20 protein-coding genes and 1 tRNA gene are annotated in these 25,719 nt (G+C 71.7%); 13 read left to right on the forward strand and 8 right to left on the reverse strand.

Annotated elements, in window-relative coordinates:
- Window positions 1–20: 20 nt before the first annotated feature.
- Together ACGFXC_RS21005 and rpsA are read right to left on the reverse strand one after the other, a co-directional pair.
- Window positions 21–959 (reverse strand): PAC2 family protein, encoded by a 939-nt coding sequence (locus ACGFXC_RS21005; RefSeq protein WP_393714875.1) that lies wholly within the window; start codon window positions 957–959, stop codon window positions 21–23.
- 216 nt (window positions 960–1,175) lie between these two features.
- Window positions 1,176–2,696 (reverse strand): 30S ribosomal protein S1, encoded by a 1,521-nt coding sequence (gene rpsA / locus ACGFXC_RS21010; protein ID WP_385004153.1) that lies wholly within the window; start codon window positions 2,694–2,696, stop codon window positions 1,176–1,178.
- Window positions 2,697–3,059: 363 nt separating this feature from the next.
- Here rpsA and ACGFXC_RS21015 point away from each other — a divergent pair, with 363 nt between their 5' ends.
- Window positions 3,060–3,908 (forward strand): class I SAM-dependent methyltransferase, encoded by an 849-nt coding sequence (locus ACGFXC_RS21015; RefSeq protein WP_393714877.1) that lies wholly within the window; start codon window positions 3,060–3,062, stop codon window positions 3,906–3,908.
- Window position 3,909: 1 nt separating this feature from the next.
- On the forward strand, window positions 3,910–6,492 hold the full coding sequence (gene hrpB, locus ACGFXC_RS21020) for an ATP-dependent helicase HrpB (protein ID WP_393714879.1): 2,583 nt from the start codon (window positions 3,910–3,912) through the stop codon (window positions 6,490–6,492).
- Here the strand turns inward: hrpB and ACGFXC_RS21025 are convergent.
- The 3 genes from ACGFXC_RS21025 to ACGFXC_RS21035 all read right to left on the reverse strand — a co-directional run bounded on the left by ACGFXC_RS21025 (window position 6,482) and on the right by ACGFXC_RS21035 (window position 9,038).
- Complete coding sequence (locus ACGFXC_RS21025; protein ID WP_393714881.1) at window positions 6,482–7,465, reverse strand: DUF3068 domain-containing protein; 984 nt, start codon at window positions 7,463–7,465, stop codon at window positions 6,482–6,484. The genes hrpB and ACGFXC_RS21025 overlap by 11 nt on opposite strands.
- Before the next feature lie 12 nt (window positions 7,466–7,477).
- Entirely contained in the window at window positions 7,478–7,618 is a 141-nt protein-coding gene (locus ACGFXC_RS21030) for an SPW_0924 family protein (protein WP_351825887.1), read from the reverse strand.
- A 151-nt stretch (window positions 7,619–7,769) separates the two neighbouring features.
- Window positions 7,770–9,038 (reverse strand): lytic transglycosylase domain-containing protein, encoded by a 1,269-nt coding sequence (locus ACGFXC_RS21035; RefSeq protein WP_393714883.1) that lies wholly within the window; start codon window positions 9,036–9,038, stop codon window positions 7,770–7,772.
- A gap of 145 nt (window positions 9,039–9,183) precedes the next feature.
- Between ACGFXC_RS21035 and ACGFXC_RS21040 the strand changes: the two genes are divergently transcribed.
- On the forward strand, window positions 9,184–10,086 hold the full coding sequence (locus ACGFXC_RS21040; RefSeq protein WP_393714885.1) for a DUF4184 family protein: 903 nt from the start codon (window positions 9,184–9,186) through the stop codon (window positions 10,084–10,086).
- A 40-nt stretch (window positions 10,087–10,126) separates the two neighbouring features.
- Here ACGFXC_RS21040 and polA read toward each other — a convergent pair whose 3' ends face one another.
- Window positions 10,127–12,850 carry a DNA polymerase I gene (polA, locus tag ACGFXC_RS21045; RefSeq protein ID WP_393714887.1) on the reverse strand — a complete coding sequence of 908 codons (2,724 nt, stop codon included), beginning with the start codon at window positions 12,848–12,850 and terminating at the stop codon, window positions 10,127–10,129.
- 162 nt (window positions 12,851–13,012) lie between these two features.
- Here polA and ACGFXC_RS21050 point away from each other — a divergent pair, with 162 nt between their 5' ends.
- The 8 genes from ACGFXC_RS21050 (at window position 13,013) to ACGFXC_RS21085 (ending at window position 22,676) form a co-directional block, all read left to right on the forward strand.
- A complete protein-coding gene (locus ACGFXC_RS21050; protein ID WP_393714889.1) occupies window positions 13,013–15,283 on the forward strand; it encodes an FdhF/YdeP family oxidoreductase in 2,271 nt (756 codons plus the stop codon).
- Window positions 15,284–15,338: 55 nt separating this feature from the next.
- Window positions 15,339–15,821 (forward strand): PaaI family thioesterase, encoded by a 483-nt coding sequence (locus ACGFXC_RS21055; RefSeq protein ID WP_393714891.1) that lies wholly within the window; start codon window positions 15,339–15,341, stop codon window positions 15,819–15,821.
- Window positions 15,822–16,012: 191 nt separating this feature from the next.
- Entirely contained in the window at window positions 16,013–16,648 is a 636-nt protein-coding gene (locus tag ACGFXC_RS21060; RefSeq protein WP_393714893.1) for a Tat pathway signal sequence domain protein, read from the forward strand.
- A gap of 300 nt (window positions 16,649–16,948) precedes the next feature.
- On the forward strand, window positions 16,949–18,178 hold the full coding sequence (locus ACGFXC_RS21065; protein ID WP_393714895.1) for a branched-chain amino acid ABC transporter substrate-binding protein: 1,230 nt from the start codon (window positions 16,949–16,951) through the stop codon (window positions 18,176–18,178).
- Window positions 18,179–18,289: 111 nt separating this feature from the next.
- Window positions 18,290–19,219 (forward strand): branched-chain amino acid ABC transporter permease, encoded by a 930-nt coding sequence (locus tag ACGFXC_RS21070; protein ID WP_393714897.1) that lies wholly within the window; start codon window positions 18,290–18,292, stop codon window positions 19,217–19,219.
- Window positions 19,216–21,048, forward strand: a complete 1,833-nt coding sequence (locus ACGFXC_RS21075) for a branched-chain amino acid ABC transporter permease (RefSeq protein WP_393714898.1) — start codon at window positions 19,216–19,218, stop codon at window positions 21,046–21,048. The genes ACGFXC_RS21070 and ACGFXC_RS21075 overlap by 4 nt, the downstream gene beginning before the upstream one ends.
- Before the next feature lie 3 nt (window positions 21,049–21,051).
- Window positions 21,052–21,963: an ABC transporter ATP-binding protein gene (locus ACGFXC_RS21080; RefSeq protein ID WP_393714900.1), complete on the forward strand. Its 912-nt coding sequence runs from the start codon at window positions 21,052–21,054 to the stop codon at window positions 21,961–21,963.
- Window positions 21,960–22,676: an ABC transporter ATP-binding protein gene (locus tag ACGFXC_RS21085; protein WP_393714902.1), complete on the forward strand. Its 717-nt coding sequence runs from the start codon at window positions 21,960–21,962 to the stop codon at window positions 22,674–22,676. The genes ACGFXC_RS21080 and ACGFXC_RS21085 overlap by 4 nt, the downstream gene beginning before the upstream one ends.
- A gap of 70 nt (window positions 22,677–22,746) precedes the next feature.
- Here ACGFXC_RS21085 and ACGFXC_RS21090 read toward each other — a convergent pair whose 3' ends face one another.
- The gene (locus tag ACGFXC_RS21090; RefSeq protein WP_393714904.1) at window positions 22,747–23,400 is read right to left on the reverse strand and encodes an ANTAR domain-containing response regulator; all 654 of its coding nucleotides are present in this window, start codon (window positions 23,398–23,400) and stop codon (window positions 22,747–22,749) included.
- 93 nt (window positions 23,401–23,493) lie between these two features.
- Here ACGFXC_RS21090 and ACGFXC_RS21095 point away from each other — a divergent pair.
- A tRNA-Leu gene (locus ACGFXC_RS21095) sits at window positions 23,494–23,576 on the forward strand.
- A gap of 302 nt (window positions 23,577–23,878) precedes the next feature.
- On the forward strand, window positions 23,879–24,130 hold the full coding sequence (locus ACGFXC_RS21100; RefSeq protein ID WP_393714905.1) for an EF-hand domain-containing protein: 252 nt from the start codon (window positions 23,879–23,881) through the stop codon (window positions 24,128–24,130).
- A gap of 40 nt (window positions 24,131–24,170) precedes the next feature.
- Here ACGFXC_RS21100 and pyk read toward each other — a convergent pair whose 3' ends face one another.
- Complete coding sequence (gene pyk / locus ACGFXC_RS21105; RefSeq protein ID WP_393714907.1) at window positions 24,171–25,598, reverse strand: pyruvate kinase; 1,428 nt, start codon at window positions 25,596–25,598, stop codon at window positions 24,171–24,173.
- Between the last annotated feature and the right edge of the window lie 121 nt (window positions 25,599–25,719).

The raw sequence follows: 25,719 nt of genomic DNA on the forward strand, positions 1-25,719 counted from the left end.
GGACCGGGGCCCCGCCACGGCTATCCCTCGCCCTCGCGCTCCGCCAGGAAGCGCTCGAACTCGCGGCCGATCTCGTCCGCGGACGGGATCTCGGCGGGCTCGGCGATCATGTTGCCCCGGCTCTCGGCCCCGGCGGCGGCGTCGTACTGGTGCTCCAGCCCCTGGACCAGGCTGACGAGCTCCTCGTCGCCCTCCCGGATCTGGCGGTCGATCTCGGTCTGGGTGCGGTGCGCCTCGGTCCGCAGGGCGTGCGCGACGGCCGGCAGGACCAGCCCGGTCGCGGCGGTGATCGCCTCCAGCGCGGTGAGCGCGGCGTCCGGGTACGCGGAGCGCGCGACGTAGTGCGGTACGTGCGCGGCGACCCCCAGCACGTCGTGCCCGGCCTGGCCGAGGCGGAACTCGACGAGCGATTCGGCGCTGCCGGGGACCTGCGCCTCGTCGAAGGGGCTGCGGTGGCCGGGCATCAGGTCGGTGCGGTTGCCGTGCGGGGTGATGCCGACGGGGCGGGTGTGCGGGACGCCCATGGGGATGCCGTGGAAGTTGACCGAGAGCCGCACTCCGAGCCGCTCGACGATCTGCCGGACGGCCACGGCGAAGCGCTCCCACTCCACGTCCGGCTCGGGGCCGGAGAGCAGCAGGAAGGGGGCGCCGGTGGCGTCCTGGACCAGGCGCACCTCCAGGGCGGGCTCCTCGAACTCCGTCCAGTGGTCGCGCTTGAAGGTCAGCAGCGGGCGCCGGGCGCGGTAGTCCACGAGCCGGTCCGCGTCGAACCGGGCGACGAGCTGGTGGGGCAGCGAGTCCAGGAGCCGCTCGACGATCTGCTCGCCGGCTTCGCCCGCGTCGATGTACCCCTCGAAGTGGTAGAGCATGACCAGTCCGGCCGAGTCCTGGGCGAGCGCCAGGTCGGCCACCGCCAGCCCCTTGGCGTCCCACTCGTACAGACCCTGTGGATCAAGCACCGTCACCACTCCTCCCTCGCGCCGTGTTCTTGGGTGAGAACGTGCAAGGAGGCGGTGTCATTCCCCAGTTGACGCCTTTCACCGGAAGAGCCCCCACAACGGCCCGCCGCACGCGCCCCGCAACGCGGCGAGGCCCGCCCCCCGAAGGGGACGGGCCTCGTCGTCGTGCTCAGCTCGGCATGCGCCGTGGCGCGGTGCCGGTGCCGTGCGCTGCGATCAGCTCTGGCCGCCGGCCAGCTTCTCGCGGAGCGCGGCCAGGGCCTCGTCCGACGCCAGGGCGCCGGAGGTCTCGTCCGCACCCTCGGAGGAGTACGAACCGCCGGAGAGGCTGGCGCCGCCACCGGTGTTGCCACCGGCGGCCGGGGCGGCAGCGCCCTCGGCGGCAGCGGCCTCGTCGGCCTCGCGGCTCTTGATGACCTGCGCCTGGTGCTGCTCGAAGCGGACCTGCGCCTCGGCGTACTGGCGCTCCCACGTCTCGCGCTGGGTGTCGAAGCCCTCGAGCCAGTCGTTGGTCTCGGGGTCGAAGCCCTCGGGGTAGATGTAGTTGCCCTGGTCGTCGTACGAGGCAGCCATGCCGTACAGGGTCGGGTCGAACTCGACCGACGCCGGGTCGGCACCGAAGGACTCGTTGGCCTGCTTCAGGGACAGCGAGATCCGGCGACGCTCGAGGTCGATGTCGATGACCTTGACGAAGATCTCGTCGTTGACCTGGACGACCTGCTCCGGGATCTCCACGTGGCGCTCGGCCAGCTCGGAGATGTGGACCAGACCCTCGATGCCCTCGTCCACGCGGACGAACGCACCGAACGGAACCAGCTTGGTGACCTTACCCGGGACGACCTGGCCGATCTGGTGGGTCCGGGCGAACTGCTGCCACGGGTCTTCCTGCGTCGCCTTCAGCGACAGGGAGACGCGCTCGCGGTCCATGTCGACGTCGAGGACCTCGACGGTGACTTCCTGGCCGACCTCGACAACCTCGGACGGGTGGTCGATGTGCTTCCAGGAGAGCTCGGAGACGTGCACGAGACCGTCGACGCCGCCCAGGTCCACGAAGGCACCGAAGTTGACGATCGAGGAGACGACGCCGGAGCGGACCTGACCCTTCTGCAGGGTGGTGAGGAACGTCTGGCGAACCTCGGACTGGGTCTGCTCGAGCCAGGCACGGCGGGACAGGACCACGTTGTTGCGGTTCTTGTCCAGCTCGATGATCTTCGCCTCGAGCTCCTTGCCCACGTAGGGCTGGAGGTCGCGGACGCGACGCATCTCGACGAGAGAGGCCGGCAGGAAGCCGCGGAGGCCGATGTCGAGGATGAGACCACCCTTGACGACCTCGATGACGGTACCGGTGACGATGCCGTCTTCTTCCTTGATCTTCTCGATCGTGCCCCAGGCACGCTCGTACTGAGCGCGCTTCTTGGACAGGATCAGACGGCCTTCCTTGTCCTCCTTCTGGAGAACCAGGGCCTCGATCTCGTCGCCGACCTTGACGACCTCGTTCGGGTCGACGTCGTGCTTGATCGAGAGCTCGCGGCTCGGGATCACGCCCTCCGTCTTGTAACCGATGTCGAGGAGAACCTCGTCCCGGTCCACCTTGACGATGACGCCGTCGACGATGTCGCCGTCGTTGAAGTACTTGATCGTCTCGTCGATGGCCGCGAGGAACGCGTCCGCGTCGCCGATGTCGTTGACCGCTACCTGCGGAGGGGTGGTGGCGGTGGTCTCGGTGCTGCTCGTCATGTGGGAAAGGGCTCCGGTTACGGACAGAAAGTCGTAGGTACTGCTACGCCGGGAGCCCTTATCGGCATCTGCCGAAGCCGGACAGCCAAGGAAGCCCCAGATCCGCTCAAGCGGCAGGGCCTCGAAAACCGAGGGGACATCAACAGAAGCAAGCGCAGCCTGCTAGGTCTGAGGAGCACAGGCTCGCAGCGCAACTTGTAGCATACGGGGGCAGCCGGACAGGGTCAATGCGCGAAGGCGCACACCCCGGGCAGATCACCGCACAACCGGCACAATTCGTGGGCGTGGACGTCCCGATGAGCACATCGAGAAGCTGTCCGGAACGCTTCCAGAACCCATCCGCAGACTACGACGACGGGCCCCATGAACCAAGAGGACTACGCCCCCGAAGCCGCGTACGAGGCGGAAGACCCCGCCGGGGACGACGCCGAGGCCACCCGGCGTGACGCCGGGGAGGCGGAGAGCAGCCGGGCGAGCCGCGGCTGGTGGGACCGCAACGCCGACGACTACCAGAGCGAGCACGGCGCCTTCCTCGGCGACGACCGCTTCGTGTGGGGCCCCGAGGGCCTCGACGAGGAGCGGGCCGCCCTGCTGGGACCGGCCGCCTCCCTCCGGGGCAAGGACGTACTGGAGATCGGCGCCGGAGCCGCCCAGTGCTCGCGCTGGCTGGCCGCCCGGGGTGCCCGTCCGGTGGCCCTGGACCTCTCCCACCGCCAGCTCCAGCACGCCCTGCGGATCGGCGACGACGTCCCGCTCGTCGAGGCCGACGCCGGCCGGCTGCCGTTCCGCGACGGCTCCTTCGACCTGGCGTGCTCCGCGTACGGGGCCGTGCCCTTCGTCGCCGACCCGGTCAACGTGATGCGCGAGGTGCGCCGCGTCCTGCGGCCCGGCGGCCGCTGGGTGTTCTCCGTCACGCACCCCATCCGCTGGGCCTTCCCCGACGAGCCCGGGCCGGAGGGCCTCTCCGTCGCCGCCTCCTACTTCGACCGGACCCCGTACGTCGAGCAGGACGAGGAGGGCGACGCCGTGTACGTCGAGCACCACCGCACCCTCGGCGACCGGGTCCGCGACGTGGTGGCGGGCGGGTTCCGGCTGCTGGACCTGGTGGAGCCGGAGTGGCCCGAGTGGAACGACCAGGAGTGGGGCGGCTGGTCCCCGCTGCGCGGCAACCTGATCCCGGGCACCGCGATCTTCGTCTGCGAGCGCGACTGACGTGACCCGTCCCCCGCAGGGCCCCGCCGCCCACCGCGCGCCGCGGACCGCCGATCTCGACGCCCTGCCCGTACGGGAGGCCGTGCCCGCGCTCGTCGCCGCCCTGGCGGACCGGGGCGCGGCGGTGCTGTGCGCCCCGCCCGGCACCGGCAAGACCACGCTGGTGCCGCTGGTGCTGGCGGGGCTCGTGGGAGGCGGGCCGCGGCGCCGGGTGCTCGTCGCGGAGCCGCGGCGGATCGCGGCCCGGGCCGCCGCCCGGCGGATGGCGTGGCTGCTGGGCGAGCGGGCCGGGGAGTCGGTCGGCTTCACGGTGCGCGGCGAGCGGGTCGTGGGTCCCGCCGCGCTGGTCGAGGTGGTCACCACCGGAGTGCTGCTGCAACGGCTCCAGCGGGACCAGGAGCTGACCGGCGTGGACGTGGTGGTCCTGGACGAGTGCCACGAGCGGCACCTGGACGCGGACACCGCCGCCGCCTTCCTCCTCGACGTGCGCGCGACCCTGCGCCCGGAGCTGCGCCTGGTGGCGGCCTCGGCGACGACCGACGCGGACGCGTGGGCCCGGCTGCTGGGCGACCCCGGGGCCGGTGCCGGGCCCGGGGCGGGATCGCCCGCCCCGGTGGTGGAGGCCGCCTCCGTCTCCCACCCGGTGGAGACGGTGTGGGCGCCGCCGCCCCGGCCGGTGCGGCCGCCGCACGGGATGCGGGTGGATCCGGCCCAGCTGGCGCACGTGGCCTCGGTGGTCCGGCGGGCCCTGGCGGAACGCACCGGTGACGTGCTGTGCTTCCTGCCCGGCGTGGGCGAGATCGCCCGGGTCGCCGCAGCGCTGGGAGCGGTCGGCGCGGAGGTCCTCCAGGTGCACGGCCGGGCGCCCGCCGCCGTCCAGGACGCGGTGCTGACGGCCGCGCCGCACCGCCGGGTGATCCTGGCGACGGCGGTCGCGGAGTCGAGCCTGACCGTGCCGGGCGTACGGGTGGTCGTGGACTCGGGGCTCGCGCGCGAACCCCGGGTGGACCACGCCCGGGGCCTGGGGGCGCTGGCGACCGTACGGGCGTCGCGCGCGGCGGGCCGCCAGCGGGCGGGCCGGGCCGGCCGGGAGGCGCCGGGGACGGTGTACCGGTGCTGGGCCGAGGCGGAGGACGCCCGGCTGCCCGCCTTCCCCTCTCCCGAGATCCGGATCGCGGACCTGGCGCAGTTCGCGCTCCAGGCGGCCTGCTGGGGCGACCCCGACGCCGCCGGGCTGGCCCTGCCGGACCCGCCGCCGGCCGGGGCGATGGGCGCCGCGCGGGAGGTGCTGGGGGCCGTCGGCGCGGTGGACGCGGCCGGGCGGCCGACCCCGCGCGGGCAGCGGATGGCCCGGCTGGGGCTGCACCCGCGCCTGGCCCGCGCCCTGCTGGACGGCTCCGCCGCGCTGGGGTCCCGGCGGGCGGCGGAGGTCGTCGCGCTGCTGAGCGAGGAGCCGCCGCGCGAGTACGGGGACGACCTCGCCGCCGCCTGGCGCCGGGCCCGGTCGGGCGGCGACGCGTACGCCGCGCGCTGGCGGGCGGAGGCGGGGCGGCTGGAACGCGCCGCCACCGACGGGAACCCCGCTCCGCGCCCGGAGCGCACGCTGTCCGACCAGGCCGCGGCCGGGCTCGTCGCGGCCCTCGCGTTCCCGGAGCGGGTGGCGAAGGCCAAGGGCGGCGGCGCCTTCCTGATGGCGGGCGGCACGGGGGCCGAGCTCGCCGAGGCCTCGCCGCTGCGCAGTGCGCCCTGGCTGGCCGTAGCGGTCGCCGACCGGGCGCCGCACTCCCCCTCCGCCCGGGTCCGGCTGGCGGCCGTCATCGACGAGGGCGACGCCCGCGCAGCGGCCCGGCACCTGCTCACCTCCGGCGAGGAGGTGCGCTGGGAGGACGGCGACATCGTCGCCCGCACCGCCGAGCGGCTCGGGGCGATCGAGCTGACCGTCCGCCCGCTGCGCTCCCCCGACCCGGACCTGGTCCGGGCCGCCCTCCTCGACGGGCTGCGCGGTGACGGCCTGGGGCTGCTGCGCTGGTCCGCGGACGCGTTGGCGCTGCGGTCCCGGCTGGGCTTCCTGCACCGGACGCTGGGCGGCGGCTGGCCCGACGTGGCGGACGACGCGGCTCTGCTGGGCCGGGCCGGGGACTGGCTGGAGCCCGAGCTGTCGCGGGCCCGCCGCCGCGCCGACCTGGGCCGCATCGACGCGGGCCAGGCGCTGAACCGGCTGCTGCCGTGGGCCACCGGGGAGGCGGTCCGGCTCGACGAACTGGCCCCCGAGCGGATCGAGGTGCCCAGCGGCTCCCGCGTCCGCGTCGACTACTCCGCCGAGCAGCCCGTCCTCGCGGTGAAGCTCCAGGAACTGTTCGGGCTGGCCGAGACGCCGCGGGTGGCCGGGGTGCCGGTGCTGGTGCACCTGCTGTCCCCGGCCGGGCGGCCCGCCGCCGTCACCGCCGACCTGGCCTCCTTCTGGCGGGGCGGCTACCGCGCCGTGCGCGCCGAGCTGCGCGGCCGGTACCCCAAGCACCCGTGGCCCGAGGATCCGGCGACCGCCGAGCCGACCCGGCACACCAACGCCCGCCTCAGGCGCTGAGCCCGCCCTCGCGGTGGCGTTCCCCGCGGCGGCCGCGGGCCTCCAGCCAGAGGGCGGCCGCGAGCAGCGCCAGCCCGCCCAGGGCGAGGCCGGCCGGGGCGTAGGTGTGGAGTGCGAGGACCTTCGTACGGTTGGCGGAGACCAGGTCCAGGGTGTACTTCGCGTAGTCGGGCCGCATGGTGACGTGCCCGGCGAAGGCGGTGAGCTTGCCATCGGGCGCCCCGGCCGCGATGCCGCCGCGCATCTCCTGCTGGATGTCCTGTTCGGCGTTGACGGGCGCCCCCGTGACGGGATCCACCCAGAACCGGGCCGTCACCGTGTACCAGAGGGTGGTGCCGGTGGTCTGCTCGATCGTCGCCGGGTCGATGCCCTCGATCGGCATCTTCTTGGGCATGGGCACCTTGGTCCAGGGGACGGTCTGCTCGAAGTAGTAGACGTCCATGCCCCGGTAGGTGCGCGGTCCGACGTAGTGGATCGGCGACGAGGTGCGGGTCTGCGCGTCGAAGTACAGGTAGTCGCGCGGTTCGGTGAAGAACGGCCACTTGAACTCGATGCCCTGGCGCTTGACGGGGTCTGCGTCGACCATCTCGCCGGTGGCGTGCACCGGGTCCTGGGTGTGCGCGTCGAAGATGTAGCGCTCGGGGATCCGGGAGACCATCTTGCCGTCCGGCCCGATGATGTAGGACAGCGTGTCCCAGACGACGACGTCCTTGCCCGCGCTGGCCTCGATCTCCCTGGACGCCTCGACGTTGCCCTTGAGGGTCTGGACGATGGTGACCTTGTCGACCTTCTTGGGCTGCATGCCGCCGGTGTAGTCGAGCAGGGTCGCGTCCTTGGCCTCCAGCACCATCTCCTGGTACTGGTTCGGCGGGATCTTGGCCAGCCTGGGGTACGCGTACCAGCGCAGCAGTGGGGCGAGGGCCGCGCAGAACACGGCGAGGGCTAGCAGGACCAGGCTCGCTCTGCGTCGCACGGCCGGTCTCCTCTACTGTCCGGGCGCGGCGGGCGCGGTGGTGAGCAGGGGCTTGGGCGAGGTCGTGCCCTCCGGCGCCCCGAACGCCGTGACGGCGAGGACGAGGGCCAGCGCGGCGGCCAGCCCGATGGCGGCGGCGACGAGTGCGCGCATGCCGGGGCCTCCGATATCTGATGGGGCGTCAGGGAGGCGTACCGTAGCAACGCGGGGGCGAGATGAGAACCGTCTGGACCTGCGCGCGAGAAGGCCCGCCCCGCCCGGGCGGCGGGCGGAACGGGCCTGGGGCCGCGGGGACTCCGGGGCCCTACGGGGTGCGCGTGGCGGAGGCGCCGGGGGCGGGGCTCGCCTTGGGGGTGGCAGCCGGGACGGAGGGCTTCGCCGGGGAGGACGCCGACGCCGAGGGGGTCGGGGTGGGGGTCGGCGTCGGCTTCGGGGTCGGCGTGGGGGTCGGGGTCGGCGTCGGCGTGGGAGTCGGGGTCGGCTTCGGGGTCGGCGTCGGCGTGGGCGTCGGCGTGGGGGTCGGCGTGGGGGTCGGCGTGGGGGTCGGCGTGGGAGTCGGCTTCGGCGTCGGAGTCGGCGTCGGCGTGGGCTTCGGCGTCGGGGTGGGCTTCGGCTCCGGCTTCGGGGTGGCCGGCGCGCCCGTCCCGGCGCCCGTGCCCGCACCCGCACCCGTACCGCCGCCGCCCGTACCACCCGTGTCGGGAACCTCGTGCGCCCCCTGGAGGTAGTACGTGAACCAGGCCCGCACCGTCCTCAGGTACTCCCCGGACTGGTTGTAGGAGAGCACCGCCCGGTCGAGGTCGGCCCCCACCCGCAGGTCACGGGTTCCCGCGCACAGGTAGCGGCCGGCCGCCAGGGCCGCGTCGTGGACGTTGTTCGGGTCGCGGCGCCCGTCGCCGTTGGCGTCCTGGCCCCAGGCCGCCCAGGTGGAGGGGATGAACTGCATCGGTCCGACGGCCCGGTCGTGGCGGGCGTCGCCGTCGTAGGCCCCGCCGTCCGTGTCGGAGATGTTCGCGAATCCGTTGCCGTCGAGCACCGGTCCCAGGATGGGCCGCAGGGTGGTTCCGGCGGCATCGACCCGGCCGCCGCCCGCCTGCCCGGACTCGACCTTGCCGATCGCCGCGAGGAGCTGCCAGCGCAGCCCGCAGCCGGGGTCCGTCTCCGCGATCCTGCGCTCGGCCCCCCGGTACGCCGCCAGCACGCTCGCGGGTATCCCCTGGGCGCCGGCGCCCTCCCACACCACCGGCACCGTCACGGGCACCGCCGGGGCGGCCGCGTCGGGCACGGGGCCGGGCGTCGGCTGGACGGCGGGCTGTCCGCCCTCCGGCAGCAGGACGGCCGGGGGCGCGGGGCTGAGCAGCGGCGGGAGTTCGGTCATGTAGGAGGAGTCGCCGCCGGATCCCGCGGCGGGCCCCGCCGCCTCGGACCGCGCGTCCTCCCCGGCCGCGGACATCCGCCCGCCGATGCCGGAGGCCGGACCCTGCGAAGCCGTCATCGCCGCGGCGACCAGTGCCGAGACCAGAGCGGCCGCGGCGCCCCTGCGCAGTCCGCGTCCGACTATTCGTGCCGACATGAGCGGTCCCTCCCCTAGGTGTGCGCGTGACCCTACGTCAACTCCCTTCACAGGGCACGCAGCGAGGTCCGGATTTCACCGGATCCGCACGTCCCCGCGCCGCTCGCGCATACTGTCCCGGTCCCGAAGAGCAGGAGGAGCCCCCGTGCCGTTCACCCTCAGCCATGCGGCAGCCGTCCTTCCGGTGCTCCGCAGGACCGGCCGCGCCCGGGGACCGCTGGTCGCCTCCGCCCTCGTCGCGGGTTCGTTCGCGCCGGACACCTTCTACTTCGCGGACGCGGTCGTCCAGGGCCTGTTCGGCTACGGCGGCTTCGCGCACTCCCCGGCGGGCGTGTTCACCGTGGACGCCGTGCTGAGCGCCGCCCTGTGCGCGGCCTGGCTCCTGTTGCGCGAGCCGCTCCTCGCGCTGCTGCCGCGGCGCCGCCGGGGCCGGGCGTACGCGTGCGTGCGCGGCGAGGACTGGCGGGAGCGCCGGCTCCCCTCGCTCGCCCTGTGGTTCTACCTGTCGGCGGTGGCGGGCTCGCTCACGCACGTGGTGTGGGACAGCTTCACGCACCCGCACCGCTGGGGCACGGAGCTGCTGCCCCGGCTCGGGGAGCCCTTCGCCTTCGGGCTGCCGCTGTACTCCTTCGTGCAGTACGGCACTTCGGCACTCGCCGCCTGCGCCCTGCTGTGGTTCGCGGTGAGCGCGCTGCGCCGGACGCCGGTCCCGCCGGGGCCGCCCGCGGCGGTGCCCGAGCTCGGCCGCGGCACGCTGTGGGCGGCGGCCGTGCTGGTCACGGGGTGCGTGGCGGTGGGCATCACGGCGCGGGTGGTCCGCTACTTCACGTTCTTCGACCGGATCGGCACCCCGCTCGACATCATCCCGACGGTCTGCTTCGGTGCGGGCGGCGGCCTCGCCGTCGGACTGCTGCTGTACGGGGCCCTCGTGCGGCTGCGCCACCGCCCCGGACCGGCCGGACCCGGTGGACCGGCCGGTCCCGCCGACTCCCCCGACTCCGCCGGCCGGTCCGGCCGGGACGCGCGGACGCCCGCCCCCGCCGCGTAGGCGGGAACGGGCGCCCGGGCGGACGGACCGGGTACGGGCGTCAGTGCGCGGCGGACTCCCAGTCCGCGCCCACGCCCACGGACACGTCGAGCGGGGCCCGCAGTTCGACGGCGGCGGCCATCTCCCGGCGCAGCAGCTCCTCGACCCGCCCGCGCTCGCCGGGCGCGATCTCCAGCACGATTTCGTCGTGGACCTGGAGCAGCATCCGCGAGGTGAGCCCGCCCTCGGCGAGGGCCTTGTCGACGCGCAGCATGGCGACCTTGACGATGTCGGCCGCGGTGCCCTGGATGGGGGCGTTCAGCGCCATCCGCTCGGCGGCCTCACGGCGCTGGCGGTTGTCGCTGTTGAGGTCCGGCAGGTAGCGGCGGCGCCCGAACACGGTGGCCGTGTACCCCGTCGCGCGGGCCTCGTCGACCACGCGCTGGAGGTAGTCGCGGACCCCGCCGAACCGCTCGAAGAAGGTGTCCATCAGACCGCGCGCCTCGGCGGGCTCGATGTTCAGCTGCTGGGCGAGACCGAAGGCGGACAGCCCGTACGCCAGACCGTAGGACATGGCCTTGATCTTGCGGCGCATCTCGGCGTCGACCTGGGACCGCTCCACCCCGAACACCTGGGAGGCGACGGTGGTGTGCAGGTCCTCGCCGGTCGCGAAGGCCTCGATCAGGCCCTCGTCCTCGGAGAGGTGGGCCATGACGCGCAGCTCGATCTGGCTGTAGTCGGCGGTCATGAGGGACTCGTAGCCCTCGCCGACGACGAAGCCGCGGCGGATGGCGCGGCCCTCGTCGGTGCGCACCGGCACGTTCTGCAGGTTGGGGTCGGTGGAGGACAGCCGGCCCGTCGCGGCGACGGTCTGGCTGAAGCTGGTGTGCACCCGGCCGTCGGCGGCGATGGACTTGACGAGGCCCTCGACCGTGACGCGCAGTTTGGCCTGTTCCCGGTGCCTCAGCATGATCACCGGGAGTTCGTGGTCGGTCTGCTTGGCCAACCAGGCCAGGGCGTCCGCGTCCGTGGTGTAGCCGGTCTTGGTCTTCTTCGTCTTCGGCAGGTCCAGCTCGCCGAAGAACACCTCCTGGAGCTGCTTGGGCGAGCCGAGGTTGAACTCGTGGCCGACCGTCGCGTGCGCCTCCTTCACCGCCTGCTGCACGGCTCCGGCGAACTGCTGCTCCATTGCCTCCAGGTGGTCGCGGTCGGCGGCGATGCCGGCCCGCTCCAGCCGGGCCAGCAGTTCGGACGTCGGCAGCTCCATGTCGTGCAGGAGCCCGGTGGCGCCCACCTCGTCGAGCTTGGCGGTGAAGGCCTCGCCCAGGTCCAGGACGGCGCGGGCCTGCGCCATCAGCGCGTCGGCCTCGGCGGTGTCGTCCGCGTCGCCGAAGGCCAGCTGTCCGTCGGAGGCGGCCGGAGCCAGCTCCCGGTGCAGGTACTCGTTGGACAGTACGTCCAGCGCGAAGGAGCGGCGGCCCGGCTTGACCAGGTAGGCGGCGAGCGCGGTGTCCATGGTGACCCCGGCCAGGGTCCAGCCGTGCTCGGGGAAGACCCGCATCAGGCCCTTGGCGTTGTGCACGACCTTGGGCCGGGCCGCGTCGGCCGCCCAGGCGGCGAACGCCCGCTCGTCGGCCTCGTCCGCGGCGGACGGGTCGAACCAGGCGGCGGCCCCGCCGGCCGCGGCCAGCGCGACCTCGGAGACGTTGCCCTGGCCCAGGGCCCAGCTGTCGACGGTGGAGACGCCCAGCGGGCCGTCCCCGTGCGCCGCCAGCCAGGGCGCCAGCTCGCCCGCGCCCAGCACGGAGCCGTCCAGCTCCACCCCGGCGGCCGGGGCCGGGGCCGGCTCCTCGGCGGTGCCCGGGTCCACGGCCAGCAGCCGCTCGCGCAGCGAGGCGTTGCGGATCTCCAGCACGTCCAGCACTCCGGTCACCGCGGACCGGTCGTAGGGGGCGCGCTCCAGGTCGGCGGGGGCCTTCGGCAGCTCCACGTCCTTGACCATCTCGGTCAGGACCCGGTTGAGCTTGACGGCCTCCAGGTGGTCCCGGAAGTTCTGCCCGGCCTTGCCCTTGACCTCCTCGGCGCGCTCCACCAGCTCCTTGAACGACCCGAACTGGGTGATCCACTTGGCGGCGGTCTTCTCGCCGACGCCCGGGATGCCGGGCAGGTTGTCGGACGGGTCGCCGCGCAGCGCCGCGAAGTCCGGGTACTGCTGGGGGGTGAGGCCGTACTTCTCCTCGACCTTCTCCGGGGTGAAGCGGGTCAGCTCGGAGACGCCCTTGGTGGGGTACAGCACCGTGGTGCGCTCGGACACCAGCTGGAAGGAGTCCCGGTCACCGGTGACGATGAGCACGTCGAAACCGGCCGCCTCGGCCTGCGTGGCCAGCGTCGCGATCACGTCGTCGGCCTCGAAGCCGTCGACCGCGAACCGCGGCACCTTCATCGCGTCGAGGAGCTCGCCGATCAGCTCGACCTGCCCCTTGAACTCGTCGGGGGTCTTGGAACGGTTCGCCTTGTACTCGGGGAACTCCGTCGAGCGCCACGTCTTGCGCGACACGTCGAACGCCACCGCGAAGTGCGTGGGCGCCTCGTCGCGCAGCGTGTTCGCCAGCATCGACGCGAAGCCGTAGATGGCGTTCGTCGGCTGGCCGGTCGCGGTGGTGAAGTTCTCCGCGGGCAGCGCGAAGAACGCCCGGTACGCCAGGGAGTGCCCGTCCATGAGCATCAGGCGGGGGCGGTCCGCTGCGGGCGGCTGGTCGGTCTTCTTCGCTGCTGTCTCTGCCACGCCCCCGATCCTAGGCGCCCCCACCGACAAATCCGGCTTCGGTGATGTCGGCGGAGCGTGACAGGATCGGACATGTACGCGAATACGCGCGCTGCCGCGGCCGCACGGCGGGACGCGGCAGCTCGGGACGCACGACGCCCAGGATGCTCAAAGGGGAGCGACATGGCCACCAAGCCGCCCGCAGGTGATCCGGTACAGGACGCGCCGCAGGTCGCGCCCCCTCAGCACGCGGCGGCCGGGCTGCCCGCGATCGGGCACACCCTGAAGATCGCCCAGGAGCAGATGGGGATCGCCCGCACCGCGCGCACCCTCCTCAAGGTCAACCAGAAGAACGGCTTCGACTGTCCCGGCTGCGCCTGGCCCGAGGGCGACAAGCGGCACACGGCGGAGTTCTGCGAGAACGGTGCCAAGGCCGTCGCCGAGGAGGCCACCCTGCGCCGGGTCACCCCCGCCTTCTTCGCCGAGCACCCCCTCGCCGACCTCGCCGACCGTTCCGGGTACTGGCTCGGCCAGCAGGGCCGCATCACCGAGCCCGTCTACCTCCCCGAGGGCGCGGACCGCTACGAGCCGATCAGCTGGGAGCGGGCCTTCGCGGTGATCGCGGAGGAGCTGCGCGCCCTGTCCTCCCCCGACGAGGCCGTCTTCTACACCTCGGGCCGCACCAGCAACGAGGCCGCGTTCCTCTTCCAGCTCTTCGCCCGCGAATTCGGCACGAACAACCTGCCCGACTGCTCCAACATGTGCCACGAGTCCTCGGGCTCCGCCCTCAACGAGACCATCGGCATCGGCAAGGGCAGCGTCTCCCTCGAAGACCTCCACCAGGCCGAACTGATCATCGTCGCCGGGCAGAACCCGGGCACCAACCACCCGCGCATGCTCTCCGCCCTGGAGAAGGCCAAGCAGGCCGGCGCGAAGATCATCTCGGTGAACCCGCTGCCCGAGGCCGGCACCGAACGCTTCAAGAACCCCCAGAGCCCCCTCGGCATGCTCAAGGGCACCGCCCTGACCGACCTCTTCCTGCAGATCCGCATCGGCGGCGACCAGGCCCTCTTCCGCCTCCTCAACAAGCTCGTCCTCGACGCCGGCGACGCCACCGACGAGGCCTTCATCCGGGAGCACACCCACGGCTACGAGGAGTTCGCGGCCGCCGCCAAGGAAGCCGACTGGGACGAGACCCTCACCGCCACCGGCCTGACCCGCCCCGAGATCGAATCCGCCCTGGCCATGATCCTGGCCTCGCGGCGCACCATCGTCTGCTGGGCCATGGGCCTCACCCAGCACAAGCACGCCGTCGCCACCATCCGCGAGGTCGTCAACCTGCTCCTGCTGCGCGGCGACATCGGCCGCCCGGGGGCCGGCGTCTGCCCCGTCCGCGGCCACTCCAACGTCCAGGGCGACCGCACCATGGGCATCTTCGAACGGCCCGCCCCGGCCTTCCTCGACGCCCTCGACCGGGAATTCGCGATCACCTCGCCGCGCGCCCACGGCTTCGACGTCGTCCGCGCCATCCAGGCCCTGCGCGACGGCGAGGCCAAGGTCTTCTTCGCCATGGGCGGCAACTTCGTGGGCGCGACTCCCGACACCGACGTCACCGAGGCCGCCATGCGCCGGGCCTCCCTCACCGTGCACGTCTCCACCAAGCTCAACCGCTCCCACGCGGTCACCGGCCGGCGGGCCCTGATCCTGCCCACCCTCGGCCGCACCGACAAGGACGTCCAGGCCTCCGGCAAGCAGTTCGTCACCGTCGAGGACTCCATGGGCATGGTCCACGCCTCCCGCGGCAACCTCGCCCCCGCCTCCCCCCACCTGCTGTCCGAGCCCGCCATCGTCGCCCGCATGGCCCGCGCCGTCCTCGGGAAGGCCTCCGCCACCCCGTGGGAGGAGTTCGAGGCGGACTACGCCACCGTCCGCGACCGCATCGCCCGCGTCGTCCCCGGCTTCGAGGACTTCAACGCCCGCGTCGCCCGCCCCGGCGGCTTCCAGCTCCCCCACGCCCCCCGCGACGAACGCCGCTTCCCCACGAAGACCGGCAAGGCCAACTTCACCGCGGCCCCCGTCGAGTACCCCCGCGTCCCGGCCGGACGCCTGCTCCTGCAGACCCTGCGCAGCCACGACCAGTACAACACCACCATCTACGGCCTCGACGACCGCTACCGAGGCATCACCGGCGGCCGCCGCGTCGTCATGGTCCACCCCGACGACGCCGCCGAGCTCGGCCTCGCCGACGGCTCCTACACCGACCTCGTCAGCGAGTGGACCGACGGCGTCGAACGCCGCGCCCCCGGCTTCCGCGTCGTCCACTACCCCACCGCCCGGGGCTGCGCCGCCGCCTACTACCCGGAGACCAACGTCCTGGTCCCCCTCGACTCCACCGCCGACACCAGCAACACCCCCGCCAGCAAGTCCGTCGTCGTCCGCTTCGAGCAGGCCTGATAGAACGGCCACCACAGACATCGAGTTAACGAGCGTTGACGAACGGAGCATCCCGATGGCCGAGCAGCACGCCGAGCAGCACGCCGAGCAGCACGCCGTGAAGTTCCCGCAGGAAGTCCTCGACGAGTACGCGGCCCTGGGCATAGACCTGCCCGCGCTCTTCTCGGCCGGCGACCTCGGCACCCGCATGGAGATCCGCGTCCTGGAGGCATCCGCCGAGCGGGTCGTGGCCACCATGCCCGTCAAGGGCAACACCCAGCCCTACGGACTGCTGCACGGCGGCGCCTCCGCCGTGCTGGCCGAGACCCTCGGCTCCATCGGCGCGATGATGCACGGCGGGATCAACAAGGTCGCCGTCGGCGTCGACCTGAACTGCACCCACCACCGCGGCGCCCGCTCCGGCCTGGTCACGGGCGTGGCCACGCCCGTCCACCGGGGCCGTTCCACGGCCACCTACGAGATCGTCATCAGCGACGAAGCTGACCGCCGTGTCTGCACCGCCCGCATCACCTGCCTGCTGCGCGACACGGAGTCTTAACAAGCGGGCCGATACGAGCAGTTGTGCGGCCACCGGCGCCGGTCTAGCGTTCCCGCCATGGGACCGGGACCGGCGCCGCGGCGCGCCGCCACCGCCGCGCGCACGCCCCGGGCGACCGCGCACGGGACCGCCGCGCCGAGCGCCGCCGCGCCCCATGCCCGCCGCGGCGCCACCGCCCGCGGGGCGGGGCGGTGAGCGGCGGCATCGGCCCGGTGGAGCCCGGGGAGGGCACGGCCGGCCGCGAGGCCCCGCGCACGGGTCCCCGTACGCCCACGGCCCGCCTCGCGCTGCGGATCCGCGCGGGCGCGGTGCGCCGGCGGCGCGCCCTGCTGGCCCTGGCGGCGGCCGCCGTCCTGGCCGGGGGCGCCGCCCGCTGGTACGCCACCCGGCCCGAGACCGTGCCCCCGGCCGCGCCGCCACCCCCGTCCCAGACCCTCTCCCTCGGCTACGGGGATCCGCTGGAGCCGCCTCCGGCCGGGAGCGCGTTCGCGTTCACTGTGCGTGTGCGGACCTCCTCCGGTCCGGCCGTCACGCTGGAGCGGATCGGCCAGCCGTCGGGCGCGCTGGGCGTCACGATCCGGCCAGCGCTGCCGGTCACCGTGGCAGCCGGGGAAGTCCGCGAGCTGATCCTGACGATTCAGGCGAAAGACTGCGTGCATGTAGCACGGAATTCCGGGCTCCCTTTCCTGGAAGTAACCCTCAGTAATGGATTCCAGAAAGAGGATCACAGTTACATCCCCGGTGACCGTTATGCCAGGGATCTTTCCGTCGCCCTGACCAGGGCCTGTCCCGAAACCCGAGACGCCGCGCCCACGCCCCCGTCATGACCAAAAGGTCCCAGAGTCCTGGCGCGACAGGACTCAAACCGCTTTACGGTCCTCACGCGTCTCACCATGCGGACAAGACGAACCGGCCTGAATTCCCCCGTTCCACCCGCAGAGATCCGCTATGTATTACGCCGTGGCATAACAAGAGAGTCACATCATTGGCCTCAGCCCTCCATATCCCCCGATGAGCCGCTTAGAGTCACGGCCAGTTACCGCGACCGCCGGATTCACTTCAGTTCGGTTCCCCGCGTTCGACTCGGCGCGTCCCAGGGGGGACGCGGCGCCAGGAAAGGACTGATCGTGCGTCATCGTCAGCTCATCGCCGTGACCGCTGCCCTCGCCGCGGGTGCCCTCACTCTCACCGCCTGCGGATCGCGCGACGACAAGGCCGGCGGCTCCGACGGTGGCGGCACCACCGTCACCATCGCCGTCGACGCCCCCCTCACCGGCGACCTCTCGGCCCTCGGCCTCGGCATCAAGAACTCCGCCGAGCTCGCCGTCAAGCAGGCCAACGAGAAGAAGTACGTCAAGGGCGTCACCTTCAAGTTCACGGCCCTGGACGACCAGGCGCAGGCCTCCTCCGGCCAGCAGAACGCCACCAAGCTCACCGCCGACAAGGACGTCCTCGGTGTCGTCGGCCCCCTGAACTCCTCGGTCTCCGAGTCGATGCAGAAGGTCTTCGACGACGCCAAGCTCGTCCAGATCTCCCCCGCCAACACCAGCCCCTCCCTGACCCAGGGCCCCAAGTGGGCCGAGGGCCAGAAGACCCGCACCTACAAGAGCTACTTCCGCACCGCCACCACGGACGCCATCCAGGGCCCGTACGCGGCGCAGTACCTCTTCAACAAGGCGGGCAAGAAGAAGGTCTTCATCATCGATGACAAGAAGACCTACGGCGCCGGCCTCGCCGGAACCTTCAAGGGCGAGTTCACCAAGCTCGGCGGCGCCGTCGCCGGCGAGGGCCACATCGACCCCGAGTCCAAGGACTTCTCGGCGATCGTGACCCAGGTCAAGAGCTCCGGCGCCGACGTCGTCTACTACGGCGGCGAGTACCCCGCGGCCGGCCCGCTCAGCAAGCAGATCAAGGCCTCCGGCGCCAACATCCCGCTCGTCGGCGGCGACGGCATCAAGGACAAGAAGTTCGTCGAGCTCGCCGGCACCACCGCCGCCGGAGACCTCTGCACCTCCGTCGGCGCCCCCGTCGAGTCCCTGCCGTCCGCCAAGGAGTTCATCGAGAACTACAAGAAGGCCGGCTACAAGGACGACTTCTCCGCCTACGGCGGCTACTCGTACGACTCCGCCTGGGCGATCATCGAGGGCGTCAAGAAGGTCGTCGAGGCCAACGACGGCAAGCTCCCGAGCGACGCCCGCGCCAAGGTCCTCGAAGCCGTCCAGAACGTCTCCTTCGACGGCGTGACCGGCAAGGTCGCCTTCGACGAGTTCGGTGACGCCACCAACAAGCAGCTCACCGTCTACAAGGTCGACGGCGACGACTTCAAGGCCGTCGAGTCCGGCACCCTCGCCGGCTGACCCGGCGCCGCTAGCACCCGCTCGCTAGCCCTCACCCCTCACCTGCCGCGCGGGGCGCGCACAAGCGCCCCGCGCGGTGTCACATCCGTCGAAAGACTCGGAGGACCTGCGGTGCACGAACTGCCGCAACAGCTGGTCAACGGCCTGCTACTGGGATCCATGTACGGGCTCGTCGCCATCGGCTACACGATGGTCTATGGCATTGTCCAGCTCATCAACTTCGCCCACGGCGAGATCTTCATGACCGGCGGGTTCGGAGCCCTCACGGTCTGGCTGATGCTCCCCGGCGGCACCACCATGTGGGTCGCGCTGCCGCTCATGCTCATAGGCGCCGTCATCGTCGCCACCCTCATAGCCGTCGGCGCCGAACGCTTCGCCTACCGGCCCCTGCGCAGCGCGCCGCGCCTGGCGCCGCTCATCACCGCCATCGGCCTCTCCATCGTCCTCCAGCAGGCGGTGTGGGCCTGGTACCCCGACGCGAAGTCCTCCGTGAAGTTCCCCGAGATCCCCGGCGGCCCCTTCCACCTCGGCAGCATCACCATCCAGACGGGCGACGTCTTCCTCCTCCTCGCCGCCCCCATCTCCATGGCGTTCCTCGGCTTCTTCGTCAAGAAGACCCGCACCGGCCGCGGCATGCAGGCGACCGCGCAGGACCCGGACACCGCCAAGCTCATGGGCATCAACACCGACCGCATCATCACGGTCGCCTTCGCCCTCGGCGCCGCGTTCGCCGCCATCGGAGCCGTCGCCTACGGGCTCAAGTACGGCGAAGTCAACTACCGCATGGGCTTCATCCTGGGACTCAAGGCCTTCACCGCCGCGGTCCTCGGCGGCATCGGGAACATCTACGGCGCCATGATCGGCGGCCTGGTCCTCGGCCTCGCCGAAACGCTCACCACCGCCTACATCGCCGACGTCCCCGGCATGAGCCAGCTCGGCGGCCAGTCCTGGGGCAACACCTGGGCGTTCGTACTCCTCATCCTCGTGCTCCTCTTCCGACCCCAGGGTCTGCTGGGCGAGCGCGTGGCCGACAGGGCGTGAGAACCATGACGACAACCACCACGGACACCACGGACGCCCCGCAGCAGACGCTCGCCGGCCGCCCCGGGATCGCCCTCCCCGAGAAGACGGCCCGCGCCCTCGCCACCGCCGGCGGCGCCCTCACCGTCATCTCCTGCTTCCTCGCCTGGACCTGGACCGCCGCCTTCCCCGGAGACCTCACCGTCTACGGATACCCCGGCGGCCTCCAGTGGCTCGTCCTCGTCGGCGGCGCCCTCACCACCCTCTTCGGCCTCTCCTCCTACGGCATCAAGGGCCTGCGCTGGCTCACCCCCGGCGGAGCCGACGCCGCGATCAAACTCACCGCGCTCGGCACCCTGCTCACCGTGCTCTACACGGCCTGGGCCATCAGCAACACCCTCGGCGGCCTCGTCAACCTCGAACCCGGCGCCTTCGTCGCCGTCGTCACCGCCGCGGCCGCCTACATCGGCGCCCGTTCCCTCCCCTTCGAACGGCCCGCGCTCGAACTCGCGGACCCCGAAGACACCTGGTGGGAGCAGACCAAGCACAACGTCTCCAACAGCTGGGCCGTCGCCAAGGCCGCCCACGCCGGCGGCACCCCGGCACCGGCCCGCGCGCTCCCGGCCTACGCCGAGATCCTGCTCATCGCCGTGCTCCTCGCCGTCGCCCTCGGCCTCTTCACCTACGGCGTCACCACGGCCTACCAGGAACTCTTCATCGGCTTCCTGATCATCGCCGCCTTCGGCTTCACCGCCCTCAACAAGGCCGGCCTGGTCGCCCGCTTCACCGCACTCACCAACAAGCACCGCAACGTCGCCCTCGTCGGCGCCTTCGTCGCGGCCGCCGCCTTCCCCCTCACCCAGACCGACGACCAGTACGCGACGCTCGGCGTCAACATCCTGATCTTCGCCACCGTCGCCCTCGGCCTGAACATCGTCGTCGGCCTCACCGGCCTCCTCGACCTCGGGTACGTCGCCTTCCTCGGCGTGGGCGCCTACACCGCCGCCCTGGTCTCCGGCTCCCCCAACTCCCCCTTCGGAGTGCACTTCCCCTTCTGGGCCGCGATCCTCCTCGGAGCCCTCGCCTCCATGGTCTTCGGCGTCCTCATCGGCGCCCCGACCCTGCGCCTGCGCGGCGACTACCTCGCCATCGTCACGCTCGGCTTCGGAGAGATCTTCCGGATCTCGATGAACAACCTCGACGGCGTTTCCGGCCCGGACCTCACCAACGGCCCCAACGGCATCGCCGGCGTCCCCAACGTCGACCTCTTCGGCTTCGACTTCGGCGCCACCCACACCATCGCCGGATTCACCGTCGGCCGCTTCGCCAACTACTTCCTGCTGATGCTCCTGGTCACCCTCATCGTGATCATGGTCTTCCGGCGCAGCGCCGAATCCCGCATCGGCCGCGCCTGGGTCGCCATCCGCGAGGACGAGACCGCCGCCGAAGCCATGGGCATCAACGGCTTCCGCGTCAAGCTGATCGCCTTCGCCCTCGGCGCCACCCTCGCCGGCCTGGCCGGAGCCGTACAGGCCCACGTGAACTACACCGTCACCCCGGACCAGTACGTCTTCGCCAACGCCGTCCCCCCGAACTCGGCCTTCCTCCTGGCCGCGGTGGTCCTCGGCGGCATGGGTACCATCTCCGGTCCCCTCGTCGGCGGCGCCCTCCTCTTCATGATCCCCAACAAGCTCCAGTTCCTCGGCGAGTACCAGCTCCTCGTCTTCGGCATCGCGCTCGTCGTCCTCATGCGCCTGCGCCCCGAGGGCCTCATCCCCAACCGGCGCAACCAGCTCGAACTGCACAAGGACCTCGAAGCACCCACAGTCCTCGGCAAGACAGGGGCCTGATCCATGACCACCACCACGACCGAGACGGTCACCGAGACGGTGCTCGACGCCCGCGGCGTCACGATGCGCTTCGGCGGCCTCACCGCCGTCAAGAACGTCGACCTCACCGTCCGCAGCGGCGAGATCGTCGGCCTCATCGGCCCCAACGGCGCCGGCAAGACCACCTTCTTCAACTGCCTCACCGGCCTCTACATCCCCACCGAGGGCGAAGTCCGGTACAAGGGCACGGTCCTGCCCCCCAAGTCCTACAAGGTCACCGCCGCAGGCATCGCCCGCACCTTCCAGAACATCCGTCTCTTCAACAACATGACGGTCCTGGAAAACGTCCTCGTCGGACGCCACACCCGCACCAAGGAAGGCCTCTGGTCCGCCCTCCTGCGCCTGCCCAGCTTCGGCCGTGCCGAAGAAGCAAGCCACCGGCGCGGCATGGAACTCCTCGAGTTCATCGGCCTCGCCCACAAGGCCGAGCACCTCGCCCGCAACCTCCCCTACGGCGAACAGCGCAAGCTGGAGATCGCCCGCGCCCTCGCCAGCGACCCCGGCCTCATCCTCCTGGACGAGCCCACCGCCGGCATGAACCCGCAGGAGACCCGCGCCGCCGAGGAACTCATCTTCGCCATCCGGGACCAGGGCATCGCCGTCCTCGTCATCGAGCACGACATGCGCTTCATCTTCAACCTCTGCGACCGTGTGGCCTGCCTCGTCCAGGGCGAGAAGCTCATCGAGGGCACCGCCGCCGAAGTCCAGGGCGACGAACGCGTCATCGCCGCCTACCTGGGCGAACCCTTCGAAGGCGCCCCCGGCGCCGATGAGGTGGCCGAGGTCGAGGCGGCCGAGGCCGAAGCGGCCACGGCCGAGGCGGCCGGGACGCCCGGCACCACCAGCACCACCAGCACGGACGGAGAGGCCAAGTGACCGCGCTCCTGGAGGTCGAGGACCTCCGCGTCGCCTACGGCAAGATCGAAGCCGTCAAGGGCATCTCCTTCACCGTCGAAGCCGGCCAGATCGTCACCCTCATCGGCACCAACGGCGCCGGCAAGACCACCACCCTGCGCACCCTCTCCGGACTCATCAAGCCGCGCGGCGGCCAGATCAAGTTCGAGGGCAAATCGCTCAGGAAGGTCCCCGCGCACGACATCGTCTCGCTCGGGCTCGCCCACTCCCCCGAGGGGCGGCACATCTTCCCGCGCATGACGATCGAGGACAACCTGCTGCTCGGCGCGTTCCTGCGCAGCGACAAGGACGGGATCCAGCAGGACGTCAACCGCGCCTACGAGCTCTTCCCGATCCTCGGCGAGCGCCGCAAGCAGGCCGCGGGCACCCTCTCCGGCGGCGAGCAGCAGATGCTCGCCATGGGCCGCGCGCTCATGTGCCGCCCGAAGCTGCTCATGCTGGACGAGCCCTCCATGGGTCTCTCCCCGCTCATGATGCAGAAGATCATGGCGACCATCGCCGAGCTCAAGGCCGCCGGCACCACCATCCTGCTCGTCGAGCAGAACGCCCAGGCCGCGCTGTCCCTGGCCGACCAGGGCCACGTCATGGAGATCGGCAAGATCGTCCTGTCGGGCCCGGGCCGCGAGCTCCTCGTCAACGAGGACGTCCGCAAGGCCTACCTCGGCGAGGACTGACCCCGCCGCCCGTACGCGTGAGGCCCGTCTCCCCTCGGGGGGAGACGGGCCTCACGCGCGTGCGGCGCCGCTACTGCTTCGCGGCGTTCTTCTTCTCCTCGGCGTCCTCGATGACCGCCTCCGCGACCTGCTGCATCGACATCCGGCGGTCCATCGACGTCTTCTGGATCCACCGGAACGCCGCCGGCTCCGTCAGCCCGTACTGGGTCTGCAGGATGCTCTTGGCCCGGTCCACGAGCTTGCGGGTCTCCAGACGGGCGGAAAGGTCCGCCACCTCCTTCTCCAGCGCCCGCAGCTCAGCGAAGCGCGACACCGCCATCTCGATGGCCGGCACGACGTCGCTCTTGCTGAAGGGCTTCACCAGGTACGCCATGGCCCCGGCGTCCCGGGCCCGCTCGACGAGGTCGCGCTGCGAGAACGCGGTCAGCATGAGGACCGGGGCGATGGACTCCTCCGCGATCTTCTCGGCGGCGGAGATCCCGTCGAGGACCGGCATCTTCACATCGAGGATCACCAGATCGGGCCGGTGCTCACGGGCCAGCTCGATGGCCGTCTGCCCGTCCCCGGCCTCCCCGACGACGGAGTAGCCCTCCTCCTCCAGCATCTCTTTGAGATCCAGACGGATGAGCGCCTCGTCCTCGGCGATGACGACCCGGGTCGTCAGCGGCGGAACGTGCGACTGGTCGGCGTCGGGCGTGGGCGTCGACTCGTGCTCGGCGGTCACGGGGGGCTCCTCTTTGCGGGGCGGTGCTGCTTGTATGAGCCTACCTAGCTGCAGTGCGCGATGGTCACCCGGTACACTCCGACCAGCGACCTGGCCGGGTTGGCGGAATGGCAGACGCTGATGTCTCAAACACATCTGTCCGAAAGGACGTGCGGGTTCGAGTCCCGCACCCGGTACTTGTCCGAAGAGCGGACGTTCACCTTCGCGTGACGTCCGCTTTTTGCTGCGTACGGCGATGTCCGGTCACCCGGAGTGCACGCGCACCGGGCCGACCCCCTGGAGCGGCAGGTCCGCGCAGTCGGCGTCGGAGACGTCCTGCCGCATGCGGGTGTGGACCTTGAGGTTGCGGTCGCGGGCGCGCCGGTCCAGTGGCCGATGGCCTGGGCAGCGACCTGCTCTTCGGGGTATTCCTTGATCGTCATGTGGGGAACGCACGACCTCGACCTTGGTCGAGGTCAAGGGACCGAGGAGGCCCGCGGTGAGCGAGAAGGCCCGGAAGCTGTTCGACGCGCTGGATCTGGACCGGAACGGCGAGCTGACCCGTGCGGAGGTGATCTCGGCGTTGCGGAGCAAGGGGCCGACGCTGGCGGCCCGGGGGGATCTGCCGTTCTGGGGGGTGGGGGACGCGCAGGCGTCGTCGGCGTTGTTCGACGCGGCGGACGCGAACGGGGACGCCGTGCTGTCGTTCGAGGAGTTCGCGGTGGTGGTGGACCGGCGGTTCGGCTGGTGACACCCCGGGGGGGGCGGGGGGGTGTCACCTGGCCGGGGGGTCAGCGGACGGCGTCGCCGATGTGGTGGATGCGGACGAGGTTGGTCTTGCCGCTGACGCCGGGGGGTGAGCCGGCGGTGATGACGACGATGTCGCCGGGGACGCAGCGGCCGATGCGCAGGAGCTGTTCTTCGACCTGGGCGACCATGGCGTCGGTGGAGTCGACGTGGGGGCCGAGGAAGGTTTCGACGCCCCAGGTGAGGTTGAGCTGGGAGCGGGTGGCTTCGTCGGGGGTGAAGGCGAGGAGCGGGATGGGTGAGCGGTAGCGGGAGAGGCGGCGGACCGTGTCGCCGCTCTGGGTGAAGGCGACGAGGAATTTGGCGCCGAGGAAGTCACCCATTTCGGCCGCCGCGCGGGCGACGGCTCCGCCCTGGGTGCGGGGCTTGTTGCGGTCGGTGAGCGGGGGGAGGCCCTTGGCCAGGATGTCCTCTTCGGCGGCTTCGACGATGCGGGCCATGGTGCGGACCGTTTCGACGGGGTGCTTGCCGACGCTGGTCTCACCGGAGAGCATGACCGCGTCGGTGCCGTCGATGACGGCGTTGGCGACGTCGGAGGCTTCGGCGCGGGTGGGTCGGGAGTTCTCGATCATCGAGTCGAGCATCTGCGTGGCGACGATGACCGGCTTGGCGTTGCGCTTGGCGAGCTTGACGGCGCGCTTCTGGACGATGGGGACTTGCTCCAGCGGCATTTCGACGCCGAGGTCGCCGCGGGCGACCATGATGCCGTCGAAGGCGGCGACGATGTCGTCGATGTTGTCGACGGCCTGGGGCTTTTCGATCTTCGCGATGACGGGGAGGCGCCGGCCCTCCTCGTCCATGATGCGGTGGACGTCCTCGATGTCGCGGCCGCTGCGCACGAAGGACAGGGCGATGACGTCGGCGCCGGTGCGCAGGGCCCAGCGGAGGTCGTCGATGTCCTTTTCGGACAGGGCGGGGACGGAGACGGCGACGCCGGGGAGGTTGAGTCCCTTGTGGTCGGAGACCATGCCGCCTTCGATGACGCGGGTGTGGACGCGGGGGCCGTCGACGGCGGTGACTTCGAGGGTGACGCGGCCGTCGTCCACGAGGATGCGTTCGCCGGTGGTGACGTCGGCGGCGAGGCCCTTGTAGGTGGTGCCGCAGGTGTGACGGTCGCCCGGGTGGTCTTCGACGGTGATGGTGAATTCGTCACCGCGTTCAAGGAGTACGGGGCCTTCGTGGAAGCGGCCGAGGCGGATCTTCGGGCCTTGAAGGTCGGCGAGGATGCCGACGCTGCGGCCGGTCTCGTCGGAGGCCTTGCGTACGCGCTGGAAGCGCTCCTCGTGTTCGGCGTAGGTGCCGTGGCTGAGGTTGAGGCGGGCGATGTCCATTCCGGCTTCGACCAGGGCTTTGATCTGGTCGTATGAGTCGGTGGCGGGGCCCAGGGTACATACGATTTTCGCTCGGCGCATGGGTCGAGCGTATGCCCCTACCAGACAGTAGGAAATTGGTTCCGGGTGTCCACTCAACAACCGTTGGGCAAAAGGTTGTTGACAATTGTTGAATGTGCGTGGGGGTGCTCTGATGAGCACC

The organism is Streptomyces sp. NPDC048507, from assembly GCF_043199995.1.
Taxonomy (GTDB): domain Bacteria; phylum Actinomycetota; class Actinomycetes; order Streptomycetales; family Streptomycetaceae; genus Streptomyces.